Annotated in this window: 17 protein-coding genes; 10 read left to right on the top strand and 7 right to left on the bottom strand. The window is 66.0% G+C overall.

Translation table 11 applies throughout. The annotated features are described in order from the left end of the window. Positions 1–78 precede the first annotated feature (78 nt). The 6 genes from AC56LN_RS18515 to AC56LN_RS18540 all read left to right on the top strand — a co-directional run bounded on the left by AC56LN_RS18515 (position 79) and on the right by AC56LN_RS18540 (position 6,068). Positions 79–1,035 carry a sensor domain-containing diguanylate cyclase gene (locus tag AC56LN_RS18515; protein ID WP_499573916.1) on the top strand — a complete coding sequence of 319 codons (957 nt, stop codon included), beginning with the start codon at positions 79–81 and terminating at the stop codon, positions 1,033–1,035. Between the two features lie 134 nt (positions 1,036–1,169). Further along, entirely contained in the window at positions 1,170–2,759 is a 1,590-nt protein-coding gene (locus AC56LN_RS18520) for an aspartate-alanine antiporter-like transporter (RefSeq protein WP_499573918.1), read from the top strand. 69 nt (positions 2,760–2,828) lie between these two features. Further along, a complete protein-coding gene (locus AC56LN_RS18525; protein ID WP_183551000.1) occupies positions 2,829–3,077 on the top strand; it encodes a hypothetical protein in 249 nt (82 codons plus the stop codon). A gap of 41 nt (positions 3,078–3,118) precedes the next feature. Beyond that, positions 3,119–3,745, top strand: coding sequence for an exopolysaccharide biosynthesis protein (locus AC56LN_RS18530; RefSeq protein ID WP_482898298.1), 627 nt, complete (start codon positions 3,119–3,121; stop codon positions 3,743–3,745). Positions 3,746–3,902: 157 nt separating this feature from the next. Beyond that, positions 3,903–5,075 carry a GGDEF domain-containing protein gene (locus AC56LN_RS18535; protein WP_499573919.1) on the top strand — a complete coding sequence of 391 codons (1,173 nt, stop codon included), beginning with the start codon at positions 3,903–3,905 and terminating at the stop codon, positions 5,073–5,075. A gap of 66 nt (positions 5,076–5,141) precedes the next feature. Continuing rightward, on the top strand, positions 5,142–6,068 hold the full coding sequence (locus AC56LN_RS18540) for a Ppx/GppA phosphatase family protein (RefSeq protein ID WP_499573921.1): 927 nt from the start codon (positions 5,142–5,144) through the stop codon (positions 6,066–6,068). On the opposite strand, the gene AC56LN_RS18545 is transcribed toward AC56LN_RS18540, so the two are convergent. Beyond that, entirely contained in the window at positions 6,042–7,127 is a 1,086-nt protein-coding gene (locus AC56LN_RS18545; protein ID WP_499573922.1) for an AI-2E family transporter, read from the bottom strand. The two genes, AC56LN_RS18540 and AC56LN_RS18545, sit on opposite strands and share 27 nt — an antisense overlap. Positions 7,128–7,432: 305 nt before the next feature. On the opposite strand from AC56LN_RS18545, the gene AC56LN_RS18550 reads away from it, so the two are divergent. Further along, positions 7,433–7,951 carry a hypothetical protein gene (locus AC56LN_RS18550; RefSeq protein WP_499573923.1) on the top strand — a complete coding sequence of 173 codons (519 nt, stop codon included), beginning with the start codon at positions 7,433–7,435 and terminating at the stop codon, positions 7,949–7,951. 21 nt (positions 7,952–7,972) lie between these two features. Here AC56LN_RS18550 and AC56LN_RS18555 read toward each other — a convergent pair whose 3' ends face one another. From AC56LN_RS18555 to AC56LN_RS18580, 6 genes are all read right to left on the bottom strand, one after another. After that, on the bottom strand, positions 7,973–8,263 hold the full coding sequence (locus tag AC56LN_RS18555) for a hypothetical protein (protein WP_482898303.1): 291 nt from the start codon (positions 8,261–8,263) through the stop codon (positions 7,973–7,975). A gap of 172 nt (positions 8,264–8,435) precedes the next feature. Beyond that, positions 8,436–9,080: an ABC transporter ATP-binding protein gene (locus AC56LN_RS18560; RefSeq protein WP_499573924.1), complete on the bottom strand. Its 645-nt coding sequence runs from the start codon at positions 9,078–9,080 to the stop codon at positions 8,436–8,438. A gap of 24 nt (positions 9,081–9,104) precedes the next feature. Then, complete coding sequence (gene phnE, locus AC56LN_RS18565) at positions 9,105–9,914, bottom strand: phosphonate ABC transporter, permease protein PhnE (protein ID WP_499573926.1); 810 nt, start codon at positions 9,912–9,914, stop codon at positions 9,105–9,107. After that, positions 9,911–10,741, bottom strand: coding sequence for a PhnE/PtxC family ABC transporter permease (locus AC56LN_RS18570; RefSeq protein WP_499573927.1), 831 nt, complete (start codon positions 10,739–10,741; stop codon positions 9,911–9,913). The genes phnE and AC56LN_RS18570 overlap by 4 nt, the downstream gene beginning before the upstream one ends. Positions 10,742–10,743: 2 nt before the next feature. Beyond that, entirely contained in the window at positions 10,744–11,559 is an 816-nt protein-coding gene (locus tag AC56LN_RS18575; protein ID WP_499573928.1) for a phosphonate ABC transporter ATP-binding protein, read from the bottom strand. A 7-nt stretch (positions 11,560–11,566) separates the two neighbouring features. Further along, on the bottom strand, positions 11,567–12,445 hold the full coding sequence (locus tag AC56LN_RS18580; RefSeq protein ID WP_499573929.1) for a putative selenate ABC transporter substrate-binding protein: 879 nt from the start codon (positions 12,443–12,445) through the stop codon (positions 11,567–11,569). 199 nt (positions 12,446–12,644) lie between these two features. Between AC56LN_RS18580 and egtD the strand changes: the two genes are divergently transcribed. Genes egtD through AC56LN_RS18595 form a run of 3 tightly spaced genes read left to right on the top strand, consistent with a single transcriptional unit; the run spans position 12,645 to position 15,789 of the window. After that, positions 12,645–13,613, top strand: coding sequence for an L-histidine N(alpha)-methyltransferase (gene egtD / locus AC56LN_RS18585; RefSeq protein WP_499573931.1), 969 nt, complete (start codon positions 12,645–12,647; stop codon positions 13,611–13,613). Then, positions 13,610–14,836, top strand: a complete 1,227-nt coding sequence (egtB, locus tag AC56LN_RS18590) for an ergothioneine biosynthesis protein EgtB (RefSeq protein ID WP_499573932.1) — start codon at positions 13,610–13,612, stop codon at positions 14,834–14,836. The genes egtD and egtB overlap by 4 nt, the downstream gene beginning before the upstream one ends. Then, positions 14,833–15,789, top strand: coding sequence for a YihY/virulence factor BrkB family protein (locus AC56LN_RS18595; RefSeq protein WP_499573933.1), 957 nt, complete (start codon positions 14,833–14,835; stop codon positions 15,787–15,789). The genes egtB and AC56LN_RS18595 overlap by 4 nt, the downstream gene beginning before the upstream one ends. Positions 15,790–15,812 lie beyond the last annotated feature (23 nt).

The raw sequence follows: 15,812 nt of genomic DNA on the forward strand, positions 1-15,812 counted from the left end.
CGTCCTGACAGTCCGTGACTTTTTCGCGGAGGCAACTTAATATGATGCACAGTTCCAACCATTTGAGCCTGTGTATTCATGATGTCTTCCCCTGCAAATCCTCCGGCGGTTGCCTGCGATGACCCCGGCGTGTACCGAACCCTGCTGGAGTCCACCAAGGCCATCCCGTGGCGCATCGACTGGGCCACGATGCAATTTACCTACATCGGGCCGCAGATCGAAGAACTGCTTGGATGGAGCCCGTCAAGCTGGCTGACCGTGAACGACTGGGCCAATCGCATCCATGAGGAAGATCGTCAGAACACGGTGGATTTCTGCGTGGCGCAGTCGCAGCAAGGCATCGACCATGAGGCTGACTACCGCGCCATTACACGGCAGGGCGACTACGTCTGGATCCGTGATGTCGTGCACGTCGTGCGCCGTCCGGACGGTGGCGTGGAGTCGCTGGTCGGCTTCATGTTTGACATCTCGGCGCGGAAAAAGGCGGAAGAGAAGATCCTTCAGTTGCAGCGCGAACTCGAGCTTCTGTCGTACCGCGACAGCCTCACGGGAGTCGCCAACCGGCGCATGTTCGACACGGTCTATCCCGTGGAATGGGAAAAAGCGCGCGAAAGCGGTCACCCGTTGTCCCTCGTGATCATCGATATCGATTACTTCAAGCAGTACAACGATCATTATGGTCACGTGCAGGGCGACGAATGCCTGCGACGCGTGGCCCAGGCGATTGACGCCGCAGCGTCCCATCCGGGCGAACTGTGCGCCCGTCTCGGCGGCGAGGAATTCGTCCTGCTGTTGCCTGGCACCGACCGCGAGGCAGCGCGAAACACGGCGGAGCGTTGCCGCAAGCTGCTGGCGGCGGAAGAGATCCCCCACGCCCGGTCCGGCGTCGGCCGGCTCGTTACCGTCAGCATGGGCATCGGCACCATCATTCCGGAGGCCCAGGATGATCCCAAGGTGTTCCTCGACCGGATCGATCGCCGGCTTTATCAGGCGAAGTCAGCCGGACGTGACCGGCTCTGCGACACCGAGGCATAGCGTCGCCTCGATTGCCTGCCTGCTGCACGAAGATGGGATAACACCCCGAATCCCCAGGTTGAGAGGATTAACCTGGGGCAACGAGGTCGCCATGCCGTAGACTGCATTACACACATGCAACCAGGCAACGCCCCATGACCGCCATCACCACGTTCTTCAGCCATCAGCCGATGTTTGCGCTGTTCTTCACCATCGCCGCAGGCTACCTGCTGGGGGCGGTCAGCGTGAAGGGCTTGTCGCTCGGCTCCGGCGCGGTGCTGTTCGTCGGCCTGGCGGTTGGCGCGGCCGTGCCCGATCTGGTCTTGCCCGGCATGCTCGGCAACCTGGGCCTGCTGTTGTTCCTGTACGGCGTCGGCATCGCGTATGGCGCGCAGTTCTTCCGCGGCCTGACGACGCCTGACGGTATCAAGGCCAACCTGGCGGCGCTGCTGGCCGTCTTCACGGCGCTGGCGCTGGCCGTCGGCGCGGCGTGGCTGTTCCCGGTCTTCGCCTTGCCCGAAGCGCTGGGCGCCTTCGCCGGCGCGGGCACCAGCACGGCGGCGCTGCAAGCCGCGCTGGCCGTGTTCGGCACGTCCGCGGCCACCGGGTACTCGGTCGCGTACCCGGTCGGCGTGGCCGTGCCGATCCTGCTGCTCGGGCTGTACAACGCCGTGTTCAAGCCCAAGACCGCTGCGCCGGCATCGTCCGCGCTGCATCTGGAAGAGATCGACGTGGCCGAATTTTCCGTGCTGGGGATGACCCTGCTTGAAGCTGCAGCGCGCCTGCCCGACGGTGTCGCCATCGTTGCGCTACGGCGCGGCGAGCACAATCTGGTCGCCGACAACGCGATGCGCATCGAGCCGGGCGACCGCTTGCTTGTCGCTGGCAATGACCAGACCGTGCTGCACGAAGTCGCCACGCGCTTCGGCCCGGCGCATCCGGGCGGCATGCTGCATGACCGCAGCGACCTGGACTACGACCGCTTCTTCATCTCCAGTGCCAGCATGGCCGGCTTGCCATTGAGCGCGCTGGCGCTGCCAGCCGTACTCAATGCCCGGGTTTTGCACCTGCGGCGTGGCGATGCCGACCTGGTCTTGAGTCCTGGGCGCCTGCTTGAAATGGGCGACCGCATCGGTGTGCTGGCGCCGCGCAGCAGCTTTCCTGCGCTGCGCAAGCTGTTCGGCGACTCGGTGCGCAGCACGGGGGACGTGAGCTATATCGGGATCGGCGTCGGCGTAACGCTGGGGCTGGCGTTCGGCGCGATCGTCTGGCCATTGCCGCTGATCGGGCAGTTTTCGTTCGGGTTTGCCGGCTTGCTGCTGGTCGCGCTGGTGCTCGGCTGGCGGCGCCGCAGCGGCATGTTCCAGTGGGCGATGCCGATCCCGGCCAACCTGGTCCTGCGCAACTTCGGCCTGACGCTGTTCCTGGCGGTCGTGGGCATTTCGTCGGGCGCGACGTTTGCCGCCGCGATTGCCAACGATGGCTTGCTGTACCTGCTGCTGGGCAGCGCGATTGCGGCCACGCTGGTCGTGGTGACGATGGTCATTGCCTTGTTCGTATTTCGGCTGCCGTTCGACAGTGTGGTCGGCATCGTGGCCGGCACCACGGGCAATCCGGCCATCCTCGCGTTTGCCAACCGGATCGCGCCGACTGACCGTCCCGATATCGGTTATGCAATGATTTTCCCGTCGATGACGGTACTCAAGATCGTGCTGGTGCAAGTGATCGGTGTCGTGGGGCGGTGAACTTTTCACGTGTACCCAATGCGCGCACCGTAAAATAGCGGTTTGATCGATCAGGCACGGATTATTTTTATGGAACCAGCAGAGCAGCGTTATCTCGTCCGCCAGGACAAACGGTCGGACGACGGCAAGAAACCACCGGTCTTCGCGAAGGTCATGCGCAGCAAGGAAGGCAAGTTCGAGGGCGTCTCCTTCATCAAGAACAAGGAGAAGGCGACGATCATGACAATCGCGCAAGCGGACGAAGTCATCGCCTGGGCGACGACCAAAAAAGACAAAGCGGCCGAGTACGAAACCCGGATCATTTGCGTTGGCCAGTAGCCACCCTGTCCGGCCCTCCGGACGCACCACAAGAAAACACCATGCACAGTGAACCACCCGTTTCCCAGCGCCTGCGCGCGCTGGTCCGCTCGATGCCGCGCACCGGCATCACCCTCAGTGAACTGATCCGCAGCGTCGGCAACGACGGCCTGCTGATCCTCGTGGCGCTGCTCACGCTCGTGTTCCTGATTCCGATTTCGATTCCGGGCGTGAGCACCGTTTTTGGGGCCGCGATCCTCCTGATCAGCGTGAGCCGCCTGTTCGGGCGCGAGCTGTGGATTCCGTCGAAGCTCCAGCACCGCGTCATCGGTACGCGCAAGCTGCGCCCGCTGCTGCGCAAGGCGCTGTCGTGGCTCAAAAAACTCGAGCGCGTCAGCAAGCCCAACCGCATCCAGTGGCTGGTCGCCGCCGGTCCGGTCGCATTCTTCAACAACGCGGCCCTGATCCTGGGCGCCGTGCTGCTGATGATGCCGTTCGGCCTGATCCCGTTCAGCAATACGTTCCCGGCCGTGGCGATCCTGTTCCTGGCAATCGGCTTGCTGCAGCGCGACGGCGTCTGCATCCTGCTGGGCCACATCAGCAATGTCGTCACGATCATCTATTTCGGCGTGCTGATTGGCGGTGGCGGCCTGGCCATGCGCGAAGTGTTCAACCGCTTCGCCGGCTGACGGCAGCGTCGGCTTGTCGCAAAGCATCTCTTTCTGCTAAGCTGGCCGTCAGCCGCCCGCGCGCCGTCTGCCGGCCCACAGGCGCGAATCATTCACCCCGCACCCCGGCAAGCCCGCCTGGTGCCGGCACCCGAGAACGCCGAACATGAGTAATGACATGCCTATGCTGGATGCGTCGACGATGGTGCTGGTGCTCGCGCTGGGCAACCTGACCCTGTGCGCGCTGCTCACGTTTTTCAATCATGGCCCGGTGCGCAGCCCTGCGCTGATGTTCTGGGGCCTGTCGAAACAGATCCAGGGCGGCGCCTGGCTGCTGCTGGCGCTGGGCGACGCTGGCGTCGTGCCGGCCCCCATCTCGATTCCGGGCGGCTACGCGCTGCTGTTCGCCGGTGTGGCGATCGAGGCGGGCGCTGCCTGGGAAGCGGCGCGCCGGCCCGGCTGGCGCACGCCGACGCTGATCCTGGGCGGCGTGGCGGTCCTGTTGTTCTTCCTGTGCTATCTGGTCGACGAAGAAGGCCTGCGCAGCGTTGCTGCATCGCTCCTGCTGGGCGCGTTCTACCTGTCCGGTGCAGTGGCATTGGGCTGGCGCTGGCGCGATGCCAGCCTGCTGCAACGCTTCCTGGCGCTGGCCACGGGGGCGCTGGCGCTCGTGGTCGCGGCGCGCGGACTGTCGGTGCTGCTGCTGCCACGTGGCTGGGGCTGGCTCTCGAACGACCTGCTGAGCCAATTTTCCAGCGGCGCCCTGTACCTGCTCCTGCTCGGCAATGCCTTCGGCGTGCTGCTGCTCACCCGCGAACGCCTGCAGGACACGCTCGAGCGGCTCGAGACCGTCGATCCGCTGACCGATGCGCCGAACCGGCGCGGTTTCTTCCAGCTGCTCGCCCCCTGGATTGCACTGGCACGCCGGCCCGGCCTGCCGACGGCGCTGATCGTGTTCGACCTGGACGGCTTCAAGCGCGTCAATGACAGCTACGGTCATCCGGCCGGCGATGTGGTGCTGCACCAGATGGTCGCCCTGTGCCGGCGTCAGCTGCGCGACAGCGACCAGCTGGGGCGCGTGGTGGGGGTCGAATTTGCCGTCCTGCTGCCGCGCACCAGCCTCGATGAAGCCGTGATGGTGGCCGAGCGCATCCGCGCGGCCATCGACACCACGCCGGTCAAGAGCGAGCGCGCGATGATCAAGCTTACGGCCAGCTTCGGCGTGACGACGATCCGGCCCGAGGACAGCACGACCTCGCTGTTCCAGCGCGCCGATGAGGCCATGCAACGCGCCAAGCAGGCTGGCCGCAACCGCGTGGCGCCCGCCAGCGAAGCGGTCGCCGATATCTAGCGCGCGGGCGCGCTGCGCCGCGTCATGTAATGCGCCCGTCACGGTGAGCGCTTATGCTGGTGCGCCATGCCGCCCATCGATCACGAATCCCCCATCTATGCCGCTGTCGAGCTTGGCTCGGACAGTTTTCGCCTGCACATTGGCCGTTTCAATGACGGCGTGCTCGAGATTGTCGCGACCATGTGCGAGAAGGTTGAGCTGTCGGCATCCCTCGACGAAGACGGCATGCTCGGCAGCGCCGCGCTGCGCGGTGCGCTGGCCTGCCTGGCGCAATTCCGGGCCGCGCTGGACGCCTGGCGGCCGCACGCCGTGCGGGTCGTGGCCACGGCGGCCCTGCGCATGGCGCGCAATGCATCCCTGTTCCTGTCGGCGGCCGGGCGCGCGCTCGGTCATCCGGTCGACATCATCGCGGGCGACGAAGCCGGGCGTCTGGTGTATCTGGGCGTGGCCAACACGCTGGGTGCGGCCGACTGTGCGCCACGGCTCGTGCTCGACATCGGCGGCGTATCGACGGAACTGGTGATCGGGGAGGGTACGGCGATCCGCCGCATCGAATCGTTCGCGCTTGGCGCCGTGCGACAGAGCCTGACGTTTTTTGCGAATGGCCGGATCGACGCGGCCGGCTTCGATGCCGCGGTGCGCTCGAGCCGCAGCCGCTTTGCCGAAGCGGGCTTCGGCGCGCGCGGCTGGGACATGGCGTATGGCGCATGTGGCACGGTGCGTGCGCTGGCTGGCCATGCGCACCGGCGCGACAACGCTGGCACGCCGCTGACGCAAGCCGATCTCGCGCTGTTGCGCGACGCCCTCATCGCCACCGGCCAGGGATCGCATCTGGCTGGCGGGCTGGCGCTGCTGTGGGGATTGATGGATGAACTCGGGATCGCGGCGGTCACGCCGGTGACGGCTGGCCTGCGTGTCGGCGCGCTGTGGGACATGCACCAGCGCGCCGGCGCCGTGGGCGGGGCGCTAGCGCACCCCGTGGGCGTCGCCTGAAGGGTCTAGCGCCACCGGGGTGAGCACCAGCGGCGCGGCCGGCGTGCTGTCGCGCAGCCAGCCGAACAGGATCGCCATCATCAGCGGGCCGACGAACAGGCCAATGACGCCCAGCGTCGACACGCCCCCAAGCAGGCCGAACAGCACCGCCAGGAACGGCAGGTTCACGCGCTTGCCGATCAGCTTCGGGCGGATGAATTTATCGACCAGGAACAGCTCGACCGCACCCCAGGTGAACAGGCCCAGCGCCTCGGCCGAATTGCCCTGGCCGAACAGCAGCAGCGAGACCATCGTGAACGACAGCGGCGCGCCGCCCGGAATCAGGGCCAGATAGCCGGTGATCACGCCCAGCAGCACCGGGGCCGGCGCACCTGCGATCCAGTAGGCCACCCCCAGCACGATGCCTTCCAGGATCGCGATCGAGCCCAGGCCCAGCGCCGTGCCGCGCACCGACAGCGGCAGCACACGGCGCAGCTTGGCGTACTGGGCGGGTGCCAGGCGCTGGCCGGCGCCATCGATGTAATGCATGACGGCCGCACCGTGCAGGTACAGCACGAACAGCGTCAGGAGCGTCAGGAACAGATACAGCGCATTGGCCAGGATAGTCGAGCCCCAGACCCGCGCCGTGTCGGTCAGGTGCGGCATGAAATCACCCAGCGTCGTGCGCACGAGGGCGTTCAGGCCACCCGGCACGGCCAGGTGTTCGAGCCACCAGGTGACGGCCGGTTCGGCCACTAGCGGCAGGCCGGACAGCCAGGCCGGTACCGGCACGCCGGTCTGGTTGAAGCTGATGAGCAGGCGCTGCAGGCTGGCCAGTTCGCTGCTGAGCGTGTGGAACAGCAGGACGGACGGGCCCACGAAGCTGACGATGAGCAGCACGAGCATGAAGGTGGCACTGGCCAGCGGCGGCCAGCCACGGTGCAGCATGCGCTGGTGCAGCGGCCACGTGATCACGGCCAGCAGGCCGGCCCACGCGATCGAGCCGAGAAAATGCTGGAGCAGCAGGGCCAGCGCGGCGGCAAACAGCACCGGCAGGATCCATTGAGTCTTGGTGCGCATACTGGCCTGGGTCGGGTTCATAAATTACGGGGGTGCGCAGGGGCCCGCGAGACGCAGCCCGCGGCGCCGACAAGTTTACAGCAGAGTCGTCGCCTTGGCAGGATAATTCAGGTTCATTTCCTGCAAAAGAGGAGTTTGTCGAAGCTTTACTTCGAAAAAACAGAAACTTCGCTCTATGAGCCCTGTATTGTCACCCGGATTGGCATCGGTTGCCGGCGCGGTGTCCTTACCCATCCTGCATTCCCGTCCGACAGCATACTGCCAAATCGTTTATATTGTTTGCCTTCTCAACGACGGAGCGGCTCATGCCCCGCACACCTGCCGCCAAATCAACCACCCGCGCCGCACCTGCACCAGCCAGGGCCACCAAGGGTGCCAAACCTTCGAAGACCGCCGCCAGGGCTGCCGTCAAGCCCGCGCTCAAGCCCGTCCCGCCGCCGGCTGCGCCCGCTAAATCCGCTGCGAAAACCAGTGTAAAGGCGGTGGTCAAGTCGGCAGCGAAGGCGCTGGCCAGCAGCCCGGCAAGAAAGCCGGCGGCGCCGCGCGCGGCCGCCAAGTCGCCGGTCGTCCCGATCGTGGAACGCGCGCCTGCGCGCGAAGCACGCCCGGCGCTTGTACGCGACAGCTTCACGATGCCCGAAGGGGAGTATGCGGTACTGCTGGAAGTAAAGCAGGCCTGCCTGCGCGCCGGTATCGACGTCAAGAAGAGTGAACTGCTGCGCATCGGCGTGGCCCTGCTGGGCCAGCTCGACGTGGCAACCCTGCAAGGCGTGCTGGCGGCACTGCCGCAGCTCAAGACCGGGCGGCCACCGGCGCCGGATTGAGCGCGCTGCCGTAACGCGTTGTCAGTGCAGCGCCGAGTCGTTGGTCAGTTCCTTGAGCTCGCGGATCGGGATATTCGATTTCTCGTGCATGCGCAGCAGGATCGTCGCGCCGACATTGAGCTTGCGGTGGCGGATCTTGCTGATGATCGGCGGCTGCACTTCCAGCACGCGGCACAGTTCCGCGTCATTTTTCAGTTGCATGCGCTCGATCAGCGTGTCGAGCAGCTTGTTGGGCACGAAGCTCGACGGCTCCAGTGCGCGCGCTCGTTGCATCGCATCGAGCAATTCCTGTTTTTTCTGTCGGACGGTCATGTCGGTTCTCCCTGATGTAAACATGATTCAAGACAGACCGCTGGTTCTGGATAATCCCTGCCTGTTGTGACAGCTGTTTGTGGCAGGTCGTTGCGATATTACTACGATTGCATAGCGCACGCAGTTGCGCATTTAACTAATTGCGCGGCAATCGAGCGTTTCTTCTCGGAACTTACGCTAATTTCAGGCCGGAATGGGTCAGCAGAAGGACCTTGTCGGCCATGGCTGCCGCGGCGTGCGAGTGCGTGACCATGACGGCGCCAGCGCCGTGCGCGCGGGTTTCGTCGCGCAGCAGTTGCAGGATGCTGCCGGCGGTTTCGGGATCCAGATTGCCGGTGGGTTCATCGGCCAGCAGCAGGGCCGGGCGGTGCACCAGCGCGCGGGCAATGGCCACGCGCTGCATCTCGCCGCCCGAGAGCTGGCGCGGGAAGTCGCCGCCGCGTCCGTGCAGGCCGACCGCATCGAGCATCGCGTCGGCGCGCTCGAGCGGCGCCTTGTTCAGCAGCAGCGGGAGCGCGACGTTCTGGCGCAGTGTCAGGTGCGGCAGCACGTGGAAGGCCTGGAAGATGAAGCCCATGCGGGTACGGCGTAGCCGCGTGGCGGCGTCGTCGTCCAGGTTCGAGATCGGCGTGCCGTCGATGATGACGCGTCCGCCGTCGGGCGTGTCCAGGCCCGCGATCAGGTTCAGCAGCGTCGATTTGCCGACGCCCGATTCGCCCATGATCGCGACGAATTCGCCTGCCTTGAACACGTGCGAGAGTTCGGCCAGCACGGTGCGGCCGCCATACGATTTGGTGAGCTGGTCGAGTTCGAGCATCGGGTGAGGTGTCCGCAATCAGGGTTAGCGCATCAATGCGCGGCGCAGCGCGTAACTGGCCGCATCGACCAGGGCCACCAGCACCAGCATCGCGATCACGACCGTGGCGGCGCTGGGCATCTGGAACAGCGACAGGTGGTACTTGAGCATCTGGCCCAGGCCGCCGGCCCCGACCACGCCCAGCACCGCCGCCGCGCGGATATTGTTTTCCCAGCGGTACAGCGTGTACGACAGCATCTGCGGCAGCGCCTGGGGCAGCGTCGCATACAGGAATGCCGCCAGCGGTCGCGCGCCGTTCGTGCGCAGGCTCTGTTCGGCGTGCGGCTCGATGTTTTCCAGTGCATCGGCAAACAGGCGCCCCAGCACGCCGGCCGTGTGCGCGGCCAGCGCCAGCGTGCCGGCCAGCGGCCCCAGGCCCGCCAGCACCAGCAGCACCGCGGCCCAGACCAGTTCGGGGATCGAACGCAGCACATTGAGCACCAGCCGCGTCACGGCGCGCGCCGCGCGGCCCAGGCGCCCGGCGCCGGCCAGCGCCAGCGGCATGGCGACGAGCGCCGCCAGGATCGTGCCGATGGCCGACATGGCCAGCGTTTCCCAGAACGCGACGAGCGTCTTGGCCAGGAAGGCCGGCGCGGTATCGGGCGGCGCGAAGCCGGCCAGGAATTCGGACGCCGAATCGATCGCTTCGCGCGTGAAGAACGCGCTCCATTGCAGCGGCAACGAGGCAAAGCTGGCGACGATCAGCGCCAGCAGGCCGCCGAGAATCAGCCAGGTGCCGATCTGGCGCGGCGGCGGGGCGGGGATCGTGGTGCGCGGGGTGGTATCGGTCTTCATCCGATCCTCCGGCGCAGCAGTTTTGAGACCAGGTCGGCGCCAGCCACCAGCAGCACGAACATGATGAGCATCGTGGCCACTTCGCCGCCGGCCATCATCTTGGTCGATTCATCGAGCCGCTGGCCCAGGCCGCCGGCGCCGACGAAGCCCATCACGGCCGAGCCGCGAATCGCGCATTCCCAGCGGTAGACGGTGTAGGACACGAGCTCGGCGCTGGCATCGGGCAGGGCGCCGTACAGCAGCGCCGGCAGGCGCCCGCTGCCATTGGCCAGCAACACGTCGGTGGCATGCGCGTCGGACGACTCGAGGATTTCGGCATACACCTTGGCCAGCATGCCCGAATACGACAGCGCGATCGCCAGCACCCCGGCCGTCGGCCCCAGGCCGACGATGCGCACGAACAGCAGCGCCCACACCAGCTCGGGCACGGAGCGCAGCACCATCAGGATCCAGCGCAGCACCTGGCGCACGATGCCGGCGAGCGGACGGATGCGGCCCGTGCCCAGGCGCGAGATCGACAGGCGCTCGCTGATGACGAAGGTGGCGGGAATGGCGACGATCAGCGCCAGCGTCAGGCCGGCAGTGGCAATCGCCACTGTTTGCCAGGTTTCGCGCAGCACCATCGCCAGGAAGGCGGGATCGGTTTCCGGAGTCAGGAAATCACGCAGGAAGCCACCGGCCGCGCGCAGGCTTTGCGCGTCGAACAGCAGCCATGGCCGGAATTCGGCCGCGACCAGCAGCGGATACAGCAGCAGGACGAAGACGGCGGCGCCCGTCAGGCGCGCGCGCCAGGCCGGGTCGGGATGAAGGATTGCCTTGCTCGTCATGCCTAGAAGCAGGCGCCGACGGCGATTTGGGCAGGGGTGTCGTGTGGCGGTGCCACGTGCGGATCGACGTTCTCGTTGGCGTACAGGTCGGCAATCATGGTGTCGGTGACCTGTTCGCGCGGCGCGTCGAACACGATGCGCCCGTCGCGCAGGCCCACCAGGCGGCCGAACTGTTCGCGCGCCAGGTCCACCTGGTGCAGGCTGCACACCAGCGTGGCGTTGCGCTGGGCGGCTTCCTGGCGTAGCGTGGCCAGCGTGTGGCGTGCAAGGGCCGGGTCGAGCGCGGAGATCGGCTCGTCGACCAGCAAGGCTTCGGCATCCGACAGCAACAGGCGCGCCAGGCCGCAGCGCTGGCGTTCGCCGCCGGACAGCCGGTCGACGCGTGCATACAGCTTGTCGCCCAGCGAAAAGCGCGACAGCGCAGCGTGCGCCGCATCGGGATCGTTCGGACGCACGAGTGATTTTAACGATTGCCACAGCGTCCAGTGCGGCAGGCGCGCCGCCAGCACGGCGGTGACGACGCGCTGGCGCGCCGGCAGCGGCGGCGTCTGCGGCGCCAGGAACAGGCGCGCGCGCAACCGGTGGCGCGCGGCGTGCGGCAGGTTCCACGGATCCTGGCCCAGGATGTCCAGCGCACCCTCGCTCGGGCGGTGGGCACAGGCCAGCGTCGCGAGCAGGGTGGTCTTGCCGGCCCCGGACGGGCCGATCAGGGCAACCTGTTCACCGGCGCCGATCGTGAGATCGAGCGCGTGCAGGGCGGGCGCGCGGCTGCCTGCCAGGTGGCGCACGGTCACGCCGCGCAGGCGAAAGGTTGCCATGACTAACTTACTTCAGCAGGCCGGCGTTTTTCGCCGCTGCTTCGATCGCGCCGTAGTTGGCGGTCTTGGTGGTCACGAACTTGGTGGCGCGTTGCAGTTCGAGGATTTCCTTGCCCTGCGGGGTCGAATCGTCCAGCGCCAGGAAGGCGTCGGTGATTTTCTTCTTCAGGGCCGGGTCCATGTCGGTGCGCACGGTCCAGTTGTAGTCGAAGTAGCCAGGGGTCGTGTAGAACACGCGCACCTGCTTCGGATCGACCTTTTTCGCTTCGACCAGTTTTTCCCAGACCGAGATGTTCAGCGCGCCCGCATCGACCTTGCCGCCGGCAACCGCCGCGACGGTCGCGTCATGCGCGCCCGAGAACGCGATGCGCTTCAGGTCGGTGTCCGGGTTGATCTTGGCTTGCAGCAGGAACGAGCGCGGCATCAGGTGACCCGAGGTCGACGATTCCGAACCGAAGGCCAGGGTCTTGCCCTTCAGATCTTCCAGCTTGGTGATGGTCGGCACGGTGGTGATGAAGACCGAGCGGAATTTTTCGTCTTCCACGCGCTGCACCATTGGCGTGACCTGGCCCTTGCTACGCACGTTCGCCTGCACGAACGTGAAGCCGCCGAACCAGACCATGTCGATCTTGCGGTTGACCAGGCCTTCCACCGACGCGGCGTAGTCGGTCACCGGGGTGAATTCCACCTTCAGACCCGTCGCCTTGGCCAGGTAGTCGCCCAGCGGCTTGAACTTGCGCTGCAGTTCGGTCGGCGACTCGTCGGGAATGGCCGAGACGCGCAGGACACCGTTGCTCTGTGCGTGGGCGGCGCCCGCGATCAGCAGCGTGCCGGCAGCGGCGGCGCACAGGGTTTTGAGGACGTTGCGGCGGAAGGACAGGGTCATGGTGGCTCTTGTCTAATAAGTAATGAAACGGGGCTGTCCCGAGGGGCAGCACGCTTGGCGTGAGGCAGACTAGGCGAATCCGGGGAATCCGCTATGATAGCTAAAACAGCAATACATAAAGATAGACACAGAACTACGCGAAGCAAAACTCACAGGCCATCTCGCATGGTGCGTCGTGGCGGCACGAATGATAAACCCTATGCTGACATCCTGTACACCTGAAGACGTCGCAGCACCCCGTCAGAGCGCGCACGAAGCCGACGAACTGCACACTGGCCTGCAAGCGCCCGACGCCTGGATCTCCCCCAAATACCTGTACGACGCGCTTGGCTCGAAACTGTTCGAGGCCATCTGCGAGTTGCCCGAGTATTACCCGACGCGCACCGAAGCATCGATTTTCGAGCGCTACGGCGCCGAAATCGCCCGCTCGGCCGGCACCGGCGCCACCCTGATCGACCTGGGCGCCGGCAACTGCGCCAAGGCGGCCGGCCTGTTCCCGCTGCTGCAGCCGGCACAATACGTGGCGATCGACATCTCCACCGACTTCGTCCACGATGCACTGGCGCGCCTGCGCCAGCGCTTCCCGCAGATCGCGATGGAAGCGCTGGGCATGGATTTCTCGTCAAGCTTCGAATTGCCGCCGCAGGTCAATGCTGGCCGGCGCCTGTTCTTTTATCCGGGCTCGTCGATCGGCAACTTCACGCCGGACGAAGCGCAGGGTTTCCTGACGCGCCTGCGCGCGCAGTGCGGCAACGATGGCGGCGTGCTGATCGGCATCGATCTGGCCAAGGATGCCGCCACGCTCGACGCTGCGTACGATGACGCGCTGGGCGTCACGGCGGCCTTCAACCTGAACCTGCTGCGCCATGTGAACAGCCTGATCGACGGCGACTTCGACATCAGGGGCTGGCAGCACCGGGGCGCCTACAACGCGGCCATGGGCCGCATCGAGATGCACCTCGAGGCGCGCAGCGCGCAGACCGTGCACTGGCGCGGTGGTGAGCGCCGCTTCCAGGCCGGCGAGCGCATCCACACCGAGAACAGCTACAAATACCAGCAGGCCGACGCGATCGGGCTGCTGGAGCGGTCAGGTTTCGAGGCCACGCGCGTCTGGACCGATCCGCAGCGCTGGTTCGCCGTGATCCACGCACAGGCGATCGCATCATGAACATGATGCGCGATGACAGCCTGCCACGCGCGTTTGCGCAGGTACGTACCCGTTCGCTGCAGCTGGCCGAGGGCCTGTCCGACGAAGACTGCGTCGCGCAGTCCATGCCGGATGCAAGCCCGATGAAATGGCATCTGGCGCACACGACGTGGTTTTTTGAAACCTTCATCCTCGAGCCGCGCGAAGCCAATTTCGCGCCATTTCATCCGGCATTCCGGGTGTTCTTCAACTCGTACTACAACGGCGTGGGCAACAAGCATCCACGCGCGCAGCGCGGGCTCCTGACGCGCCCCGGCATGGGTGTCGTCAGGGAATACCGCGCAAATGTCGATCGCCGCATCGCCGACCTGCTGGCGGGTGGCATCGACGAGGCACTGGCCACGCTGATCGAACTGGGCCTGCAGCACGAACAGCAGCACCAGGAACTGATGCTCACCGACATCAAGCACCTGCTGGCGCAAAATCCGCTGTACCCCGCGTATGCGACAGATGCCATGGCGCCGTCCGCGCCGGCCGCGCCGCTGGACTGGCTCGATTTCGAAGGTGGCCTGGCCGAAGCCGGCTATGGCGGCAAGGGCTTTTGCTTCGACAACGAACTGCCGCGCCACCGCACCTATGTGGCGCCGTTCGCGCTGGCCTCGCGCCTGGTCACCAACGGCGAATACCGCGCCTTCATCGAGGCCGGCGGCTACCGCGATCCGGCACTCTGGCTGGCCGAGGGCTGGGACCGCGTCAGCAGTGGCGAGATCACCCATCCGCTGTACTGGGTGGAACAGGCCGATGGCTGGCACGAGTTCACGCTGCACGGCCTGCAGCCGCTCGACCCGGAACTGCCGGTCACGCACGTGTCGATGTACGAGGCCGATGCATTCGCGCGCTGGTCCGGCGCGCGCCTGCCCACCGAGTTCGAATGGGAATTCGCGGCGCGCCAGGCCTGCCTGGGCAGCGGCCCCGCGCACCACCCGGACGCCGCCAGCGGCGCCGGCCTGCAACAAATGTTCGGCGCCTGCTGGCAATGGACCAGCAGCAGCTACGCACCGTATCCCGGCTTCGCGCCGGCCCCGGGCGCCATCGGCGAATACAACGGCAAGTTCATGATCAACCAGTATGTCCTGCGCGGCTCGTCCTGCGCGACGCCGGGCGGTCACGCCCGGCCCAGCTACCGCAACTTCTTCCCGACAGGCGCGCGCTGGCAATTTTCCGGCATTCGCCTCGCCCGATGAGTCGTCGGCGTGACTGGACGGCGCGCCTGAAGGATCAGCGCGCCAATGTCTATATCCTGAATCATCCGCTCAAGTTCACGCTGCAAGTCCTGAAGGGGTTCCGCGCCAACCAGGGCTTGCTGCTGGCGGGGGCCGTGGCCTATTACGCGCTGCTGTCGATCGTGCCGTTCCTGATGCTGGTGATGGTGGTGCTGTCGCACTTCATCGATCCGGCGGAATTGCTCGAGACGCTCAGCCGCTACCTGCAACTGCTGATGCCGGGGCAGTCGGCGCCGATCGTGGCCGAGGTAGCGCACTTCCTGGATGACCGGCAACTCATCACCTGGGTGCTGGCAGTGACGATGCTGTTCTTCAGCTCGCTTGCCTTCACGGTGCTGGAAAACGCGATGAGCGTGATCTTCGTGCACCGGGTGGCGATCCGGCGTCGGCATTACCTGGTCTCGGCCGTGCTGCCGTACTGCTACATCCTGGCGCTGGGCGTGGGGATCATGGTCGTCACGCTGGTGGCAGGCGCCTTGCAGGTGATGGGGCGTGAAAGCGTGTGGCTGTTCAACTATCATTGGTCGCTGAACGGTGTGTCGGGGGCGCTGTTGTATCTGCTTGGGCTGATCGGCGAGATTCTCGTGCTGACATCCATTTACCTGGTGATGCCGGTGGGCCGGTTGTCGCTGTGGCATGCCGCCATCGGCGGCGTGACGGCGGCGCTGCTGTGGGAAGCTGCGCGCCATGTGCTGGTCTGGTACTTCTCGACGCTGTCGCAGGTGAACCTGGTGTATGGCTCGATGACGACGGCCATTGTCGTCATGTTCTCGCTCGAGATCGCGGCGACGTTGCTGTTGCTGGGTGCGCAGGTGATCGCCGAGTATGAGCGGGTGGGCAAGGAACCGGACGACAAGGAGCCGGACGGCAAGGCGCAAGACCCAATGACAACGGCGCCAGGCGCAGCCCGGTAAGTTCCGGGTGCTCCTGGCGCCGC

The sequence above is a fragment of the Telluria sp. ZT3P26 genome (assembly GCF_059686035.1).

Coding starts and splice junctions, on each gene's coding strand:
- AC56LN_RS18515 (WP_499573916.1), top strand. CDS start 79: ATGATGTCTTCCCCTGCAAATCCTCCGGCGGTTGCCTGCGATGACCCC.
- AC56LN_RS18520 (WP_499573918.1), top strand. CDS start 1,170: ATGACCGCCATCACCACGTTCTTCAGCCATCAGCCGATGTTTGCGCTG.
- AC56LN_RS18525 (WP_183551000.1), top strand. CDS start 2,829: ATGGAACCAGCAGAGCAGCGTTATCTCGTCCGCCAGGACAAACGGTCG.
- AC56LN_RS18530 (WP_482898298.1), top strand. CDS start 3,119: ATGCACAGTGAACCACCCGTTTCCCAGCGCCTGCGCGCGCTGGTCCGC.
- AC56LN_RS18535 (WP_499573919.1), top strand. CDS start 3,903: ATGCCTATGCTGGATGCGTCGACGATGGTGCTGGTGCTCGCGCTGGGC.
- AC56LN_RS18540 (WP_499573921.1), top strand. CDS start 5,142: ATGCCGCCCATCGATCACGAATCCCCCATCTATGCCGCTGTCGAGCTT.
- AC56LN_RS18545 (WP_499573922.1), bottom strand. CDS start 7,127: ATGCGCACCAAGACTCAATGGATCCTGCCGGTGCTGTTTGCCGCCGCG.
- AC56LN_RS18550 (WP_499573923.1), top strand. CDS start 7,433: ATGCCCCGCACACCTGCCGCCAAATCAACCACCCGCGCCGCACCTGCA.
- AC56LN_RS18555 (WP_482898303.1), bottom strand. CDS start 8,263: ATGACCGTCCGACAGAAAAAACAGGAATTGCTCGATGCGATGCAACGA.
- AC56LN_RS18560 (WP_499573924.1), bottom strand. CDS start 9,080: ATGCTCGAACTCGACCAGCTCACCAAATCGTATGGCGGCCGCACCGTG.
- phnE (WP_499573926.1), bottom strand. CDS start 9,914: ATGAAGACCGATACCACCCCGCGCACCACGATCCCCGCCCCGCCGCCG.
- AC56LN_RS18570 (WP_499573927.1), bottom strand. CDS start 10,741: ATGACGAGCAAGGCAATCCTTCATCCCGACCCGGCCTGGCGCGCGCGC.
- AC56LN_RS18575 (WP_499573928.1), bottom strand. CDS start 11,559: ATGGCAACCTTTCGCCTGCGCGGCGTGACCGTGCGCCACCTGGCAGGC.
- AC56LN_RS18580 (WP_499573929.1), bottom strand. CDS start 12,445: ATGACCCTGTCCTTCCGCCGCAACGTCCTCAAAACCCTGTGCGCCGCC.
- egtD (WP_499573931.1), top strand. CDS start 12,645: ATGCTGACATCCTGTACACCTGAAGACGTCGCAGCACCCCGTCAGAGC.
- egtB (WP_499573932.1), top strand. CDS start 13,610: ATGAACATGATGCGCGATGACAGCCTGCCACGCGCGTTTGCGCAGGTA.
- AC56LN_RS18595 (WP_499573933.1), top strand. CDS start 14,833: ATGAGTCGTCGGCGTGACTGGACGGCGCGCCTGAAGGATCAGCGCGCC.